15 protein-coding genes are annotated in these 15956 nt (G+C 71.8%); 8 read left to right on the top strand and 7 right to left on the bottom strand.

All coding sequences use genetic code 11. From position 1 onward, the window contains the following. The first annotated feature begins 42 nt into the window (after positions 1-42). The 3 genes from BIU95_RS14295 to BIU95_RS14305 all read left to right on the top strand — a co-directional run bounded on the left by BIU95_RS14295 (position 43) and on the right by BIU95_RS14305 (position 1557). Positions 43-675 carry a TetR/AcrR family transcriptional regulator gene (locus tag BIU95_RS14295; protein ID WP_042540330.1) on the top strand — a complete coding sequence of 211 codons (633 nt, stop codon included), beginning with the start codon at positions 43-45 and terminating at the stop codon, positions 673-675. Positions 676-817: 142 nt separating this feature from the next. Further along, positions 818-1252: a hypothetical protein gene (locus BIU95_RS14300; RefSeq protein ID WP_017888414.1), complete on the top strand. Its 435-nt coding sequence runs from the start codon at positions 818-820 to the stop codon at positions 1250-1252. After that, complete coding sequence (locus BIU95_RS14305; protein WP_017888415.1) at positions 1249-1557, top strand: transcriptional regulator; 309 nt, start codon at positions 1249-1251, stop codon at positions 1555-1557. The genes BIU95_RS14300 and BIU95_RS14305 overlap by 4 nt, the downstream gene beginning before the upstream one ends. A gap of 179 nt (positions 1558-1736) precedes the next feature. Here BIU95_RS14305 and BIU95_RS14310 read toward each other — a convergent pair whose 3' ends face one another. The 6 genes from BIU95_RS14310 to BIU95_RS14335 all read right to left on the bottom strand — a co-directional run bounded on the left by BIU95_RS14310 (position 1737) and on the right by BIU95_RS14335 (position 8950). Beyond that, positions 1737-2957: an ABC transporter permease gene (locus BIU95_RS14310; RefSeq protein WP_071251974.1), complete on the bottom strand. Its 1221-nt coding sequence runs from the start codon at positions 2955-2957 to the stop codon at positions 1737-1739. Beyond that, positions 2954-3889, bottom strand: a complete 936-nt coding sequence (locus BIU95_RS14315; RefSeq protein ID WP_056070397.1) for an ABC transporter ATP-binding protein — start codon at positions 3887-3889, stop codon at positions 2954-2956. Before BIU95_RS14315 ends, BIU95_RS14310 begins: the two co-directional genes overlap by 4 nt. Positions 3890-4014: 125 nt before the next feature. Next, the gene (locus BIU95_RS14320) at positions 4015-5673 is read right to left on the bottom strand and encodes a glycoside hydrolase family 13 protein (RefSeq protein ID WP_071252046.1); all 1659 of its coding nucleotides are present in this window, start codon (positions 5671-5673) and stop codon (positions 4015-4017) included. A 77-nt stretch (positions 5674-5750) separates the two neighbouring features. After that, positions 5751-6671: a carbohydrate ABC transporter permease gene (locus BIU95_RS14325; RefSeq protein ID WP_071251975.1), complete on the bottom strand. Its 921-nt coding sequence runs from the start codon at positions 6669-6671 to the stop codon at positions 5751-5753. Continuing rightward, entirely contained in the window at positions 6671-7639 is a 969-nt protein-coding gene (locus BIU95_RS14330; protein ID WP_017888420.1) for a carbohydrate ABC transporter permease, read from the bottom strand. The genes BIU95_RS14325 and BIU95_RS14330 overlap by 1 nt, the downstream gene beginning before the upstream one ends. A gap of 12 nt (positions 7640-7651) precedes the next feature. Continuing rightward, entirely contained in the window at positions 7652-8950 is a 1299-nt protein-coding gene (locus tag BIU95_RS14335) for an ABC transporter substrate-binding protein (protein ID WP_071251976.1), read from the bottom strand. A gap of 132 nt (positions 8951-9082) precedes the next feature. Here BIU95_RS14335 and BIU95_RS14340 point away from each other — a divergent pair, with 132 nt between their 5' ends. Further along, the gene (locus BIU95_RS14340; RefSeq protein ID WP_017888422.1) at positions 9083-10312 is read left to right on the top strand and encodes an ROK family protein; all 1230 of its coding nucleotides are present in this window, start codon (positions 9083-9085) and stop codon (positions 10310-10312) included. On the opposite strand, the gene BIU95_RS17845 is transcribed toward BIU95_RS14340, so the two are convergent. Then, complete coding sequence (locus tag BIU95_RS17845) at positions 10224-10844, bottom strand: CoA pyrophosphatase (protein ID WP_231564054.1); 621 nt, start codon at positions 10842-10844, stop codon at positions 10224-10226. The two genes, BIU95_RS14340 and BIU95_RS17845, sit on opposite strands and share 89 nt — an antisense overlap. 254 nt (positions 10845-11098) lie before the next feature. Here BIU95_RS17845 and BIU95_RS14350 point away from each other — a divergent pair, with 254 nt between their 5' ends. The 4 genes from BIU95_RS14350 to BIU95_RS14365 all read left to right on the top strand — a co-directional run bounded on the left by BIU95_RS14350 (position 11099) and on the right by BIU95_RS14365 (position 15879). Beyond that, positions 11099-12430: an esterase family protein gene (locus tag BIU95_RS14350; RefSeq protein ID WP_017888425.1), complete on the top strand. Its 1332-nt coding sequence runs from the start codon at positions 11099-11101 to the stop codon at positions 12428-12430. Between the two features lie 5 nt (positions 12431-12435). Beyond that, entirely contained in the window at positions 12436-14934 is a 2499-nt protein-coding gene (locus BIU95_RS14355) for a bifunctional lysylphosphatidylglycerol flippase/synthetase MprF (protein ID WP_083389392.1), read from the top strand. A gap of 38 nt (positions 14935-14972) precedes the next feature. After that, a complete protein-coding gene (locus tag BIU95_RS14360; protein ID WP_017888427.1) occupies positions 14973-15506 on the top strand; it encodes a hypothetical protein in 534 nt (177 codons plus the stop codon). A gap of 67 nt (positions 15507-15573) precedes the next feature. Continuing rightward, the gene (locus BIU95_RS14365) at positions 15574-15879 is read left to right on the top strand and encodes a hypothetical protein (protein WP_139179816.1); all 306 of its coding nucleotides are present in this window, start codon (positions 15574-15576) and stop codon (positions 15877-15879) included. The last annotated feature ends 77 nt before the right edge of the window (positions 15880-15956 follow it).

Raw genomic sequence — 15956 nt, forward strand, 5'->3', positions numbered from 1 at the left:
CTGGGACGAGACAAACGGCCCGCGATGCGCTGCAATGGTCGGATGGAACCCCTGCACGGCGAACGCGTCGAGGACGACGAGTCCCTCGCAGAGCGCACCGTGCGCGCAGCCATCCGCGCGTACCGGTTGCACCCGTTCGACGACGTCGACGCCGCGGTCATCGCCGACGTCGCCGGCGTTCCGCTCGAGACGGTCGAGCGGCTGTTCCCGACCTGGCACGCCCTGCTGCTGGTCACCTACGACCGGTGGGTGCGGCTGCGCGGGACCCGACGGAAGGCCCCGCCGACGTGCATGATCGAGCACGTCCGCCTGACCCTCGCCGAGGACGTCGCCGATCCGGGCCTCGTCCGGGTCCTCGCCGGACTGATCACCGTGGCCAGCTCGGAGTCCGGGTTCGCCGAACTGTTCCGCAAGCGGTTCGAGGAGTACGCCGAGCAGCTGACCGTCGGGCTGCAGCGCGACTTCGACAAGGGCGCCGAAGAGGCCGGGATCCCCGCGTACCAGGCGGCGACACAGCTGCTCGCGATGTACGAGGGGCTGCAGATCCAGATGCTCGTCCGCCCGCACATCGACGTCCTGGTCGAGTTCGACCGTGCGGCCGACACCCTGCGTCAGGGGTGGAAGCGGCATGCCGTTCCCTCGTGGGACCTCGACGAGACGCCTGTCCGCGTCTGAGGGCCGCGAGCGCGAACGCGAGCGCACCGCGAACGAGCGCGCACCGCGAACGCAAGCGGATCGCGAGCGGACTCGCGCATACGGAAACTGCTTGCCAATTTGGAAAGTACTTGCCATACTGGTGTCAACGAGAGGGGACACCATGGACCACACCACCGCACGACCCGGACCCGCCGAGGCGGCCCGACTGCTCGACCAGGCGGACCGGATCGGCCGACGCGCGCACGACGCCGTCCGCTGGCCGTACGTCACGTTCATCACCGCGCTCGGCGTCGCGACGTCGCTCGGCACGCTCGGCATGGGACTCACGACGGGGGACGCGTTCGCCGCGGTCTACGTCGGCACCCTCGTCGCGCTGTTCGCCCTGGTGGTGTTCTTCATGGTGAGCATCCGCGGCCGCTCGGCCTTCGCCCGGAGCCGCCGCTGGACCGTCTACATCGCCAGCTGGGCGGTCACCTACCTGGCGGCGATCGCCGTGGTCGGGTGGGTGCACGGCTCGGTGCTCTGGTCGGGCATCACCTCGGGGCTCGTCCTGCTGGTCGCGCTCGTCTGTGCGGCTCGTGAGGCCCGCTCGTGAGCACCACGGAACGGACGCACCCGCGGCACGAGCTCGACGACCTGCTGCAGCACCCGGTGCGCTTCTCGGTGATCGCCGCCCTGACCCGCGCCGGCACGCTGGGGTTCCGCGAGGTGCGGGACGCGGTCGAGGTCAGTGACTCGGTGCTGAGCAAGCAGGTGTCCGCGCTCGAGGCGGCCGGCTACGTGTCGGTGGGGAAGGGCTTCGTGGGCAAGACGCCCCGGACGTCGATCACACTGACCGCCTCGGGCCGGGCCGTCTGGGCCGCCCACCTGGACGCGCTCCGCCGCATCGCCGCCGGCTGACCGGCGGCGCGAGCGCGGCGGGCCGGCGGCGCGAGCGCGGCGGGCCGGCGGCGCGAGCGCGGCGGGCCGGCGACGCGAGCACGGCGGGCCGGCAACGCGAGCGCGGCGGGCCGACGGCGCGAGCTCCGCGGGCCGGCGACGCGAGCACCGCGGGCCGACGGGGCCGAGCACCGCCCCGCTCAGCCCCGCCGCCCCCGCCGCCACGACAGCACCTGCCGCACCGTCACCTTCGACCCGTACTGCGCGACCGAGTGCCGGAACAGGTACTCGGCGAACCACAGCAGCAGCCCGGCGACGACGAACACCTCGACGATGCAGACCACCGACTCCGTCACGGTCAGGGCCCCGACGGCGTTCCGCACCATCGCGGTGATCGGCGTGAAGGTCGGGAAGTACGTGAAGAACTGCGCCACCGGCGACGTCGGCGTCGTCATCACGAAGAACGCCGCGTACACGGGGATGATCAGCGCGAAGATCGCTGCCGACTGCAGGGCCGAGGCGTCCTTGATCGACGGCACCGCGGCCCCGACGGCGACGAACAGCCCCGATGCGAGCAGCACTCCGCCGACGAGCAGCAGCGCCCCGGTCACCATCCGCCACGGGTCGATGGTCAGCCCGCCGAGCTGCGACGACAGCAGCGGCAGGGCGACGAGCAGTCCGACCAGTCCGGGCACGACGAACACGCTGACCTGCACGAAGCCGACGAGCAGCATCGCGATGACCTTGCCGCGGATCAGGTCGCCCGCGGTCACCGTGGTCAGGATCATCTCGGAGATCCGGTTCTCCTTCTCCTCGACCACGACGGTGACCATCCGGGCGGCGAGCAGGATGACGAGCCCGAAGAACGCGGCGACGAACAGGAACGGCGGCACGACGGACAACCAGCCCGGGGCGACCGTTCCGTCGGCGTAGGTGGTGACGTCGGTGGCGGGCGGGTTGCGGAGCAGCTGCACGGTCTCGGGGTCGTCGACCGACGCGGCGACGCTCTGCTCGAGCACCCGCTGGGCGAGCGACGAGTACACGCCGTTGGCGAAGAGCCCGCGGTCGGCCGCGTCGACCCGGATCGCGGTGGTGGACGGTGACGACGGGAACACGATGAAGGCGTCGAGGTCGCCGGACCGCACGGCGGCGCGGTCTGCGGCGGCGCTGGTGGACGGTGTCCCGCCCCACTTCGCGGCGACGGACTCGGACACCAGGCCGGAATCGTCGACGTAGTGGAACGGTGTCTTCGTGGCCGACGACCCGGAAACCACCGAGTCCGTGCCGGCGGCCTGTCCGATGCCGACGAGCAGCGAGACCACCACGATGACGACCGGCAGCGCGAGCGTGCCGATCCAGAACGCGGGCTTCTTGACCGCGCGGACGAACTCGAACCGGACGACCGTGCCGAGGTTGCTCATGCCGCTGCCCCGTCGGTCGACGTCAAGGCCAGGGCGTCGTGCCCGTACACCTGCACGAAGATCTCGTCGAGCGGGATCCGGCGCATCTCGAACGCGGTGACGTGCACCCCGGCCGCGATCAGTTCCGCCAGGACGTCCGCACCGTCCGGGGCGGCGGCCTGCGTGGGGACGAGGTAGGCGACGTGCCCTTCGTGCCGGGCGAGCCGGTACAGCGGCGACTTCGGCACCGGGCCGTCGAGCCCGACGCGGGCGACCGCGCCGCCGAAGGCGTCCTGCACGTCTGGCACGGATCCGTAGGCGGCGGCCCGGCCGTCCTTGAGCAGCAGGATGCGGTCGCAGAGCCGCTCGACCTCGTCCATGTGGTGGGTCACGAGGACCACGGTCGCGCCGTCGGCCTTGCGCTCGTCGACCAGGTCGAGCAGGAGCCGCCGGTTCACCGGGTCGAGCCCCTTGGTCGGTTCGTCGAGGATGAGCAGCCGCGGCTGGTCCATGATCGTGATGCCGAGCTGCACCTTCTGCTGCTGCCCGCCGGACAGCTTGTCGACGCGCAGCTTCGCACGGTCGGCCAGCCCGACGCGCGCCAGGTAGTCCATGCTCCACGCGGTCGCTTCGGCGCCGCGCAGCCCGCGCAGACGCCCGAAGTAGGTCATCACGTCGATGACGGATTCCTTGCGGTACAGCCCGCGCTCTTCGGGCAGGTAGCCGATTCCGCCCGTGGCCGGCCGGTAGGGGCGGCCGTCGATCGTCAGCGTCCCCGCCGTCGGCGTGGTGATGCCGAGCAGCGCCCGGATCGTCGTGGTCTTGCCGGAGCCGTTGCTGCCGAGCAACCCGAACGTCTCACCGGGGGCGACGTCGAACGACAGCCCGTCGACCACGGTGCGGTCCCCGAACCGCATCACGAAGTCCTGCACGCCGATGCTCGCCCCGCTCATGCCGCGACCCTACCGGCAGCGGCTGACGTCTCGGATGCCGGTCGCGGCCCGAGATGGTGACCCCACGGCGGACGGGAGGCACGGTGCCTGCCTGCACCGCGCCTCCCGTCCGCCACCTGATTCCGTCAGGAACGCAACCAGGCCGTCCCCACGCCCGACAGGGCGCCGTCGACCACCGGGGCCGAGGCGAGCAGCAGTTCCCCGGCCGGCAGCGCGAAGGGCTCGTCGCCGAAGACCGTCACGCTCGTCCATCCGTTCGGCCGACGGAACGCGAGCACGTCGTCGCGGCCGGTCTCGATCCACTCGAGCTGTTCCTCGGACTGCAGCTGGCCGCGCAGGCCGAGCGCCTTCCGGTACAGGTGCAGGGTGGAGTCGGGGTCGGCGTCCTCGGCCTCGACGCTGGAGTCGGCGAACCACGCCGGCTGTGGCAGGTGCGAGCCGCCCGGACCGAAGCCGAACGACGAGCCGGTGCGCGTCCACGGGATCGGCACGCGGCAGCCGTCACGGCCGACGTCGACGCCCGGGTTGCGGAAGAACGCCGGGTCCTGGCGGTCGGCGTCCGGGATGTCGCCGACCTCGTGCAGGCCGAGCTCCTCGCCCTGGTACAGGTAGGCGGAGCCGGGCAGGGCGAGTTCGAGCAGTGTGGCGGCCTGTGCGCGGCGCAGGCCGAGCGACCGGTCGAGCGCGTCCTGCGAGCCGCCGGCGAGCAGCCAGGCGCTGCCCTGCTTGTCGGTGCCGCCGGCGCGCGGCGGCAGGGCGTAGCGGGTGGCGTGCCGGACGACGTCGTGGTTGGAGAACACCCACGTGGTCGACGAGCCGGACTGCTCGGCGAGGCCGAGGTTGAACTCGATGATCGTGCGGAACTGGCCGGCGTCGAAGTCGGCCTCGAGCAGGTCGAAGTTGAACGCCTGACCGAGCCCCTCGGCGCTGGCGTAGCGGGCACGGCGGTGGGCGGGGACCCAGGCCTCGGCGACCGCGGTGCGGGCCGGCGTGTACTCGTTGAAGACCGTCCGCCACTCGGCGTAGATCTCGTGCACGTCGTCGCGGTCCCAGAGCGGGTGCGTGCCGTCCTTCGGCATCTCGGCGAGCTCGGCCCAGGTGGGCAGGGTCTCGCCCAGGTCCTTCGCCAGGCCGTGGGCCACGTCGATGCGGAACCCGTCGACGCCGCGGTCGGACCAGAAACGCAGGGTGTGCAGGAAGTCGTCGCGGACCTCGCGGTTCGCCCAGTTCAGGTCGGGCTGCTCCTTCGCGAAGCTGTGCAGGTACCACTGGCCGTCGCCGACGGCGGTCCAGGCCGGCCCGCCGAAGATCGAGATCCAGTCGGCGGGGGCGTCCTCGCCGGACGGTCCACTGCCGTCGCGGAACACGTAGCGGTCGCGGGCGGGGGAGCCCTTCGGCGCTGCGAGCGCCTCGCGGAACCACTCGTGCCGGTCGCTCGTGTGGTTCGGGACGACGTCGACGATCACCCGGATGCCCGCGGCGTGCAGTGCCTCGACCATCCGGTCGAAGTCGTCGAGGGTGCCGAGGCGCGGGTCGACGTCGCGGTAGTCGTCGACGTCGTAGCCGCCGTCGGCCAGGGCGGACGGGTAGAAGGGGCTGAGCCAGACGGCCTCGACGCCGAGTGAGGCCAGGTACGGCACCCGCTCGGTGATGCCGGGCAGGTCGCCGATGCCGTCGCCGTTCGCGTCGGCGAACGAGCGGGGGTAGATCTGGTAGACGCTGGCCTGGCGCCACCAGGTCTCGTCGTTCGTGGTGGCGGCGGGCTGGGCGAGGGTGTCGGTCACGTCGGGCCTTTCGTGGGTCGAGGGGTTCGTCGGGTTCGTGGGGTGTGTGTCGGTCGGGTCCGCACCGGCGGTGTCGGTCACTTGATGGCGCCCTGCGTCACGCCCGCCATCACCCACCGCTGGGTGACGAGGTAGACGATGATCGCCGGGGCCATGGCCATCAGGTACGAGGCGAACGACACGTTGTAGTTGTTGCTGAACTGCGTCTGGAACATCTGCTGCAGCACCGGCAGGGTCTGCAAGCCCGGGTCGGAGGTGATCAGCGACGGCATCACGAAGTCGTTCCAGGACGCGAGGAACGCGAAGATGCCGACGGTGGCGCTCATCGGTGCCAGCAGCGGGAACACGAGTCGCCAGAACACCTGTCCCGTGCTCGCACCGTCGATGCGTGCACTCTCCTCCAGTTCCGCCGGGATCGAACGCAGGAAGGCCGTGAAGAGCAGCACGCTGAAGGACAGCTGGAACATGACGTGCAGGATCGCGACGCCGAGCGGGTTGTCCAGGTGTGCGAGCCCGGTGAGCTTCACCTGCGAGAGCGCGAGCACCGGGAACGGCAGGAACATCGCGGCGAGCAGGTAGAAGAACGACCAGCGGAACAGCCGGCGGTCCCAGTTCCGGGCGATCGCGTGCGCCGTGAACGAGGCGAGCAGGATCGTGCCGACGACGGTGATCGCGGCGACGAACACGGAGACCCCGAACGCCCGGGGGAAGTCGGTCAGCTGCCACGCCTGCACGAAGCCGTCGACGCTGAACGGCGCCGGCAGCGAGAACGCGTTGCCGTCGACCGCCTGGCCGGTGGTCTTGAACGCCATCGTCAGGGTGACGTACAGCGGCACGAGGACGGTCAGTGCGCAGAGGACGAGGACGACGGTGACGGGCCAGTTGGCGGTGCCGCCGCGCCGACCGGCGGATCGTCCGCCGGCGGATCGGTCGGCGTCGACGGAACGGATGCTGCCGGTCGCGGTGGTCCCCGGTCGCAGGGGTGCTTGCAGGGACATCAGAGCGCTGCCTTCCCGCGGGTCGCCCGCAGCTGGATCACGGCGATGACGACCGCGATGACGAAGAAGATCGTGGCGTTCGCCATCTGGTAGGCGTAGTCGCCGCCGTTGAAGCCCTTGAAGATCGACATCGCGACACTGGTGGTCGAGGTGCCGGGGCCGCCGTCGGTCAGGCCGACGATGATGTCGTACGAGTTCAGGAAGTTCTTGAACCCGATGACCAGGTTGATCAGGATGTAGCCCGCGGTCAGCGGTGCGGTGATCGAGACGAGTTGGCGCCAGGCACTGGCACCGTCGAGGGCCGCCGCTTCGTACACCTCGCCCGGGATCGAGAGCACCCCGGCGATGTAGATGAGGAGCGTCGACGGGATCGCCTGCCACGCGGTGACGACCACGATCGCCAGCCAGGCCAGGTCGGGGTCCGCCAGGATGCTCTGCTCGAGCGGGCCGAACCCGATCGCCGTGGCGAAGGCCGGCAGGCTGTTCGCGAACAGGAACGAGAACACGTACGCGATGACGATGCCCGAGATCACCATGGGCAGCACGAACACCGCGCGCAGGGCGATCTTGCCGCGGATCTTCGACGTCAGCGCGATGGCGAGCAGGAACGCGATCGCGTTGACGACGATCACGGTGACGAGCGAGAACCCGAGCGTGAACAGGTACGCCTGCAGGATCGCCGGGTCGGAGAACACCGCGATGTAGTTGGTGAGCCCGGTGAAGCGGAACTCGCCGAAGCCGACGGAGTTCGTGAAGCTCAGCACGATGCCCATCACGGCCGGCAGCGTGATGGCGAGCGTGAAGAGCACCAGCGTGGGCAGCAGGAACGCCAGGAACAGTGGGTCGACGCGGGGCTTCCGGCGTCCGTCCCGCAGTCCCTTCCGTCGTCCGGCCTGGAGGCCCGGGGCGGCCCCGCCACGGCGGCGGCGGTCCGCCGTCGTGATCGATTCGGTGGTCGTGGTTGCCATTCGGACGTCTCCTTACGCGGCCGAGCGGAGCGCGAGACGCGCCCAGTCGGCGTCGAGGGTGCGGAGCTGGCGCTGCGGGTCGCCGCCGAAGGCGATCGACTGCGCGGAGTTCGCGACCGGGATCTCGGCGGGGATGAGCTGCGAGGCACCGAGGTAGAAGGCTGCGTCGTCGTAGTACGACTGCATGCCGCGCAGGGCGGGGTTCGACGCCGGGGGAGCGTCCTTGCGCACGCCGAAGCCGTTGTTGTCCGCGTTGTACTGGTCGTTGACCTTCGACTGCATCAGGAAGGTCAGGAACTCGCGGGCGGCCTCCTGCTTGCGCGACGCCTCCGGGATCCAGAGGGCCAGGTCGACGTTCACGCGCACCTTCCGGTCGGCCGGGTCGTCGGTGACGGGCAGCGGGAAGGTGCCGAGGTCCATGTCCTTGTTCGTCTTGGCGATCTCACCGAGCGCCCACGGTCCCTGCAGGTACATGCCCGCCTTGCCCTGGGCGAAGGCGAGGTTGCCGTCGCCGTACCCACGGCTCGCGGCGCCGTCCTGGTGCCAGGCGCGGAGTCGCACCATGCGCTCCATCGGCTCCCGCAGGTCGCGCTCGAACGAGACGGCCGATCCCGTTCCGACGTTCGTGCCCTCGCGCCGCAGGGCCTCGAAGGTCGCCGGGGTGTCGATCATGCCGCCGATCGAGTAGTCGAACATGCCCTGGGCGATCGTCCAGTTGTCCTTGAACGTGCCGTAGATCGGCGCGATGCCGGCCTTCGTCAGGCGCTCGCACACGTCGGCGAACTCGCTCCACGTCGTCGGGACCTCGATCCCCTGCTCCGCGAACAGTGCCTTGTTGTAGATCACCGACGCCGCGGTCACCGAGTAGGGCAGGGCGCTCTTCCGGCCGGGGTAGTCGGCGGTCTGCTCCATGAGCGGCCACAGGTCGGGGTTGATGGTGTCGGCCTGCGGCAGGTCGGACAGGTCCGTCAGCGCACCGTGCTCGACGAACGGCACGACCGAGAAGTTGTAGTTCCAGCAGCCGAGGTCCGGCGGTCGGTTCCGGACGAAGTTCGCGGACATGCTCGAGGTCGAGTCGCGGACGACCCGGATCTTCGACTGGGTCTGGTGGAACCGTGCGATGAGCTCGTCGAAGTAGCCGATGACCTCGGGCTTCGACACGTAGAACGTGATGGTCTCCGGCCTGGCGCTCGAGGACCCGATCGGGGCGCACCCGGCGAGCGCGAGGCCCGCCCCGATGCCGCCCGCTCCCAGTAGGAACGAGCGTCGGCTGACCGAGGCTGCGTTCCTGGCGGTGGCGTGTGCTTGCACGTCGTCTCCGTCCGTCCGGACCCGGCGTCCCTGCCGTTCCGTCCCGCGAGCGGCTCCGATGCAGCCCGCGGAACTAAATGTAGCGAGAAAATCTAATTCTGCAAGGAACTCGTCGCACGATAGGGTCACGGCATGCCGCCACCCCGTGGAACGAGCGCAGAGACGCTGCTCGCGTACGCCTTCGACTCCGCGGCGTTCACCGCGACCGAGGCGATCGACGCCACCGGGCTGACCCGGTCGACCGTCCTGGGTGCGGCCGAGGAACTCGTCCGGCTCGGCTGGCTCCGCGAGCTCGACGACGCCCGTGCCGCGGGGGAGTACCGGATGGGACGCCCCGCCCGGCGCTACGAACTCGACACCGTCGCCGGGGTCGTCGTCGGCGTGGACGCCGGCCAGCACCGGGTCACCACCTTCGTCGCCGACCTGCGCGGCACCGTCCTGGGCCGTGCCGAGGGGGCGCTCGGTGCATCTGGCCTCGACGTGCCCGTGCGGCTCCGGGTCATCGCCGACACCGTGGCCGCTGCGCTCGCTTCGGCAGGCGTCGACCGCACCCGGGTCCTGGTCACCGTCGTGGGTGTCCCCGCACCGGTCGACGCCGCCGGTGCCTCGCCCGACGACGGCGGCTTCTGGGTCCGGATGAACCCGGGGTTCGACGGCACCGTGCCGGGCGGGCGGGTGCTCGTCGAGAACGATGCGAACCTCGCCGCGCTCGCCGAACGGCCGTCCTCGGGTGACGCGTCCTTCGCGGCGCTGCTGTCCGGCGAACGCTACGGCGCGGGCCTCGTCGTCGACGGGGTCCTGCTGCGCGGCGCCCACGGCGGAGCGGGGGAGATGCGGGTGCTCGAGCTCGTCGAGGGCGTCGGTTCGTCCGCCGGCATCGGCGCCGTCGCCCGAACCTTCGTGGCCGACGCCGTCGCCGCGGGGCGCATCCCCGCGGACGCCGCGCTCGCCGCGGACGCCGCACTGGTGTTCGCGGCCGCACGGAGCGGTGATCCGGTCGCGCGCACCATCGTCGACCGCCTGGGCGACCGCCTGGCCCGGGTCTGCGTCCTGCTCGCGAGCCTGCTCGACATCGACCGCGTGGTGGTCGCCGGCGCGATCGCCCAACCGGCGGTCGCCGTCATTGACCGTGCCCGCGACCTGCTCGCCGAGGGGCACTTCGACCCGGTGCCCGAACTCGTCGCGTCGTCGCTCGGCGCCGACGTCGTCGTCATCGGGGCCGTGGCCCACGCGGTCGATGCGGTGCGGGCCGACCCGCTGTCCTTTCCGCTGCTCAGCCGGGCAGCGGCACCTCGTGGTCCCGGTCCCACGGTTCCGTCCAGCCGAGTCGGTCGAACAGTGCATCCAGCAGCATCGCGGTGAAGCCCCACACCAGGTGGTCGTCGCCGTCGGCCTCGATCGTGAACGCTGCTCCGCGCCACTCCTGACCACCGCGGCGGATCACCGTCACGCCGCGGTTCGCCGGGTCGAGCAGATCGGCAACCGGCACCCGGAACACCGCGGCCGACTCGTGCTCGTCGACGACGTGGATCGGTGACGGGTCCCGCCACCAGCCGATGACCGGCTGGACCAGGTGGTTCGAGAACGCCAGCGGTACGGCGGGCAGGGGGCCGAGCACCTCGACGCCGGCGGGATCGAGGCCCGTCTCCTCCTGCGCCTCGCGCAGTGCGGCGGCGACGGCGTCCACGTCGCCCGGGTCGATGCGCCCGCCGGGGAACGCGACCTCGCCGGCGTGGGCGCGCAGGGTCGTGGCCCGGGCGAGGAGCAGGACGTCGAGGTCGCGCGGGACCCCGGGTGCCGTCGCGGGTCGGTCGCTCGGGATGCGGTCGAGGACGCCGAAGAGCATCAGGACGGCCGCCCGTCGCGGGGTGGACGTCCCGCCGGGCTCGCCGATCGGCCCGGCGTCGCCCCAGCCGTCCGCAGCGACCGCGGCGAGTGCTGCCCGTGCTGATCCGTCGTGCGTCACCCGTTCACCATAGATGCGGCCACCGGGAGCTCCGGTGACGCTGGCGCGCAGGAAGCTTCACTGGGGATTGTTCGGGCGTCTCCTGGGAGCGGGGCAGGTGGGAACTGTGGGAACCGGAAGCGCCTCGGTGCCCCGTTCGCAGCGGGCCACCGCCACGATGGCAACGTCCGCCGGGAGGCCCCATGTTCCACGATCTGCTCCGACCCCTGTTCCACATCGCCGTCGTCGCACCGTCCGTGCTCGTCCCGGTCGACGTCATCGCGGTGCTCCTCACCGTCGCCGCGCTCCTGCCCGCGTTCGGTCGTCGCTCCCGGCACCCGGTCCGGGGCCTGGTCTGGCGGCTCGGCGCCATGGCCGTCGGAGCCGTGCTCGGCTTGGTCGCGGTGTGGTGGTTCGGCGACGTGCAGGACCTGTACGGGGTGTCGTTCACGCCGGTCACCCGGATGTGGGTGGCCTTGGCCTTCGGCGGTGTCGGCCTGCTCGTCGTGGTCGTCGTCCAGGGCGGCTGGCTGCGCCGCGTCCTCGGCCTGCTCGCGGCGGTGGCGGTGGCGCTGGCCGCCGTCCTCGGCGTCAACGTCGACTTCGGCGCGTACCGCACGATCGAGCAGGCCGTGACGACGGATCCGTACCCATCCGGTCCGCTGGGACACGAGACGGGGGTGGGGCGCGCCTCCAGTCCGGTGGTGGACCCGGCCACCTGGCGGGCACCCGCCGGCATGCCGCGGCGTGGGAAGGTGCTCTCCGTCGACATCCCGTCGACCGTCTCCCACTTCCACGCACGGCCGGCGGTTGTGTACCTGCCGCCCGCAGCACTGACCGAACGACCGCCGACCCTGCCCGTCCTGATCAGCCTCGCCGGGCAACCCGGCCAGCCGAGCGACATGTTCCAGGCCGGCCGGCTCGGCGCGGTGATGGACGCCTTCGCTGCGGCACACCACGGGCTCGCCCCGATCGTCGTCGCACCCGACCAGCTCGGAGCGCCGGACCGCAACCCGATGTGCGTCGACTCGTCCCTCGGCCGCTCCGCGACGTACATCATGACCGACACCACGAACTGGATCCGGCAGCACCTGCGCGTCGGAGCGTCCCCCTCCGCCTGGGGCATCGTCGGGTTCTCGCAGGGCGCGACGTGCGCCATGCAGTTCTCCACCGCACACCCCGGCGTGTTCGGCACGACCTTCGCCATCTCGAGCGAGCTCGCACCCCTGAACGGCTCCGTCCAGCACAGCATCCAGTACGGGTTCGGCGGCTCGGCCTCGCGGTACGCCGCAGCGGCACCGCGGGCGATCATGCGTGCGCACGGTCCCTACCCCGGGCACCTGACGGTGTTCGCCTACGGCAGCGACGACGCCCCCTACGTCGCGTCGACCAGGGCACTCCGCGCCGCCGCGAACGCCGCCGGCATGCAGACCCGGCTGTTCGTGTCCGAGGGCTCCGCCCATGACTGGAACACCGTCCGCTACGCCCTGCGCGTCGGGATGCCCGGCGTCATCGCGCACCTGGGCCTCCGGTGAGCGCGATGGCCGCGGCCTTCGCATGGGCGAGACCGAAGCGTCTCGTGCCGGTGGCCCGTCGGTACCCGCTGACGAGCGTCGTCTCGGCCCTGACGGTCGTCGCCGGCATCGCCGCCGTGGTGCTCCGCTGCGTCGGTGCGCACGACGGCCGGACGCCCGACTCCCTGGGCGGGACGATGGGTCCGCTCGGCGTGGTCGCGGTGACGAGCAGCGTCGTCGGGTTCCTCGTCACCTTCGTCGCCGTCGTGGTGTGCACCGGGGCGTCCGAACGGCTGCTCGGCTGGCGGCGCACCCTGCTCGCGATGGTCGTCACGACCGTCGTGGGGACCGGCCTCGGAGCCGTGCTGCAGCTGTTCGACGGCGCCCCGGCGAACCGCGGTTTCCTCGTACACCTGGGGCACGTCGGACCCTGGACGTGGATCGTCGGCACCATCGTCACCGCGAGCGCGTTCGCCGGCGCCCTGTGGCGGCGCCGGATCCGGGTCGTGTCGATCGCCGTCGTCGCGGCACTGCTCCTCTACGCCGGACACGCGTCCGACCTGCACGCGGCGCTCGCCCTGGTCGTCGGCCTGGTGCTCGGTCGCGTGCTGCGACGGTCCCCGGTGCGGAGCGGCTGGACGCGGAGCTCCTCACGCGAGACCCGGGTGCTGCTGGTGGCCGCGGTGACGGTGTCGGCGGTCGGACCCGTGCTCGCGCTCGTCACCGGTGCCCAGTTCGGACTGCTCGCCCCGCTCGCCGTGGTGCTCGACACCGGGCCGACCGGGAGGATGCCGCACTGCTCGGTGACCGGGGTGACCGCCAGCTGTGTCCGGGCGCTCGCCGCGGTGCACCCGCACGGCTTGTTCCAGTCGCTGCTGGCCGTGATGCCGCTCGTGGTCCTGGCGGTCGGCGCCGTGGGACTCCGGCGTGGCAGCCGGTTCGCGCTGTGGCTTGTGGTGACCGTCGACCTGATCACCGGCATCGCGACCGCCGTGTCGTACGGGGTGCTGCCCGAGCGGCACCACGCCGTCGTGCAGCGTCTGGCATCGGACCACCTCGCGGTATCGCTCTCCCTCGTCGCATCGGTGTTGGTGCCGATCGCCACCGCCGTGGTGCTCGTCCTGCGCCGCGCCGACTTCCCGGTCCGGACCGACCGGCGACGACTGCTGACCTTCGCGATCACGGTCGCCGGCGCGGCCCTGGTGCTCGCGGTCGTCGTCGTCGGCGTCGCCGTGGCCTCGGGCGACAGCGTGCGGGAGCCCCTGCACCTGGCGCTCGCCGTGCTCGGCCCGATCGCCCCCGTGACCCTGCCCACACACCTGGCACTGGCCGAGCCGGCGCTGCGGTTCGTCGTGGGCATCTCGGGCCCACTCCTGTGGCTGGCGGTGGCGATCGCCGCGGTCCGGCCGACCGGTGCCGGACGCTCGGACAGCGACCTCGACGGGCAGGACGCCGCCCGGGTGGCCGCTCGTGCCCTGCTGGTCGCGGGCGGTGGCGACACCTTCGGGTGGATGACGACCTGGCCCGGCAACGAGTACTGGTTCACCGAGGACGGCCGCGCCGGGGTCGCGTACCACCGCACCGGCAGCGTCGCCGTGACGACCGGTGGCCCCTTCGGCCACGAGGACGCACGGCTCGCAGCACTCGAGGGCTTCGCACGGGCCGCGGACGACCACGGTTGGACGCCCGTCTTCTACGGCATCGACGCCACCCTCGGTGCTGCACTCGCACGACTGGGCTGGACGACCCTTCCCGTCGCCGAGGACGCCGACCTCGACCCGCGCACCTGGACGACCACGGGCAAGCGCAAGCAAGACGTCCGCACGGCCGTCAACAAGGCCGCACGCTCCGGCACCACCGCGCTCTGGTCGGACTGGGCCTCGCTGCCCGGCTCGGTCACCCGCCAGATCGAGGCGATCTCGGAGGAGTGGGTCGCCGAGCGCGAACTGCCCGAGATGGGGTTCACCCTGGGCGGGATCGACGAGATGCGCGACCCCGCCGTCCGCACGCTCGTCGCTCTGGGCGAGGACGGCACCGTGCTCGCCGTCACCAGCTGGCTGCCCGCCCACCGCGCCGGCCAGGTGGTCGGCTGGACACTCGACGTGATGCGCCGCGCCCCGGACGCCCCGAACGGCGTCATGGAGTTCCTGGTCGCGAGTGCGGTCGACCGGATGCGCGCCGACGGGGCCGAGCGGCTCAGCCTGTCCGCGGCACCGCTCGCGTCCTCGGCGGAACCGCAGACCGGCGGCCGGAGCGGCGTCGAATCGGTCCTCGACGTCGTCGGCGGAGCCCTCGAACCGGTCTACGGGTTCCGCTCCCTGCTGCGCTTCAAGGCGAAGTTCGGCCCCGACCTGCACCCACTGGTGATGGCGTACCCGGACCCGGTGGCGCTGCCCACGATCGGCGTCGCCATCGTCCGCACCTACCTGCCGGGGCTGTCGCTCCGCCAGGCGGTGGCGATCATGCGCGAACGGCGTCCGGCGCCCGCAGCCCGGGCCGAGCAGCCAGCCGCGCGCGTCGGCTGAACCGGACGGCTCCCCAGCGCCGTCGGTACGTTCGGTGCATGGGAACCGAACGCGCCGACGGACCGGCGGTGGACGAGCACGATCCGTACGAACGTCGCCCCGGCTACGTCACGAGCGTCGACGGCCGGACCGACCGGATGACCACGGACATGTTCGCGGGCGTCGTGGTCGGGTTCGTCCTGCTGCTCGTCTTCGGGTTCTTCCAGCTCGTCGAGTGGATCGCGATCGGAGCGGCCGTCGTCATCGGTGCGGCGGTGTGGTTGGTCCTGCGCAGCCGTCGACGGCGTGCAGATCGTCGCGCGGGTCGGTCCCCCGACGCCGTCCCACGTGCGCGTGACCGCGCCATCGCCGAGGCGAACGGTGGCCGCCACTTCTTCGTCGCCCAGAACCCGGTCGTCGTCATCGTGATGGGCGCGATCTTCATCGCTGTTGCGGTCGCCCCACTGCTGTTCGGCGGGTTCTCCGTCGGCCGGATCGTGACCGGGGTCATCGTCGTCGCGAGCGGCGTCCTGTGCATCGTGCAGGGGATCGGCACGCTGCGGGTGCGCCGCCGGGAGCGCAGCGGCGGCTGAACCGCGGTCGGCGGCCCGCCCGAAGTGGGCGCATCGGCGTGGCCCGAAGGCCAATAAGCTCACTTCCGTGACTGCAGTGCAGACCGGTCGACGCTTCGGCGCGACCCGAGGCGAATTCGCGCTCCTGATGACCGTGACCGTCGTCCTCGGACTCGTGGTCCCGGCCGGCGGGCTGCTCGCCGCCTTCGGCTCGCTGCTGACCGGCGTCCGCGACGACCGTCGCCGCGTCCGCGCCCTGTTCATCGTCGGCCTGGGCATGTTGGTGCTACAGGTGGCGTTCGTCGCCGTCGCACTCTGGGGCCCGGTGCAGGTGTGCAACTCGACGAACGGCAGCCCCGAGACCTGCCAGACGTACTGGCCCTGGGAAGGCTGACGCGTCTTCGACGCGACCACAGGGCGGACGGGAGGCCCGGTGCCAGCTGGCACCGTCCCTCCCGGCACGGCCGTCGC

Source organism: Curtobacterium sp. MCBA15_007, assembly GCF_001864905.1.
In the GTDB taxonomy this organism is placed as follows: domain Bacteria; phylum Actinomycetota; class Actinomycetes; order Actinomycetales; family Microbacteriaceae; genus Curtobacterium; species Curtobacterium poinsettiae.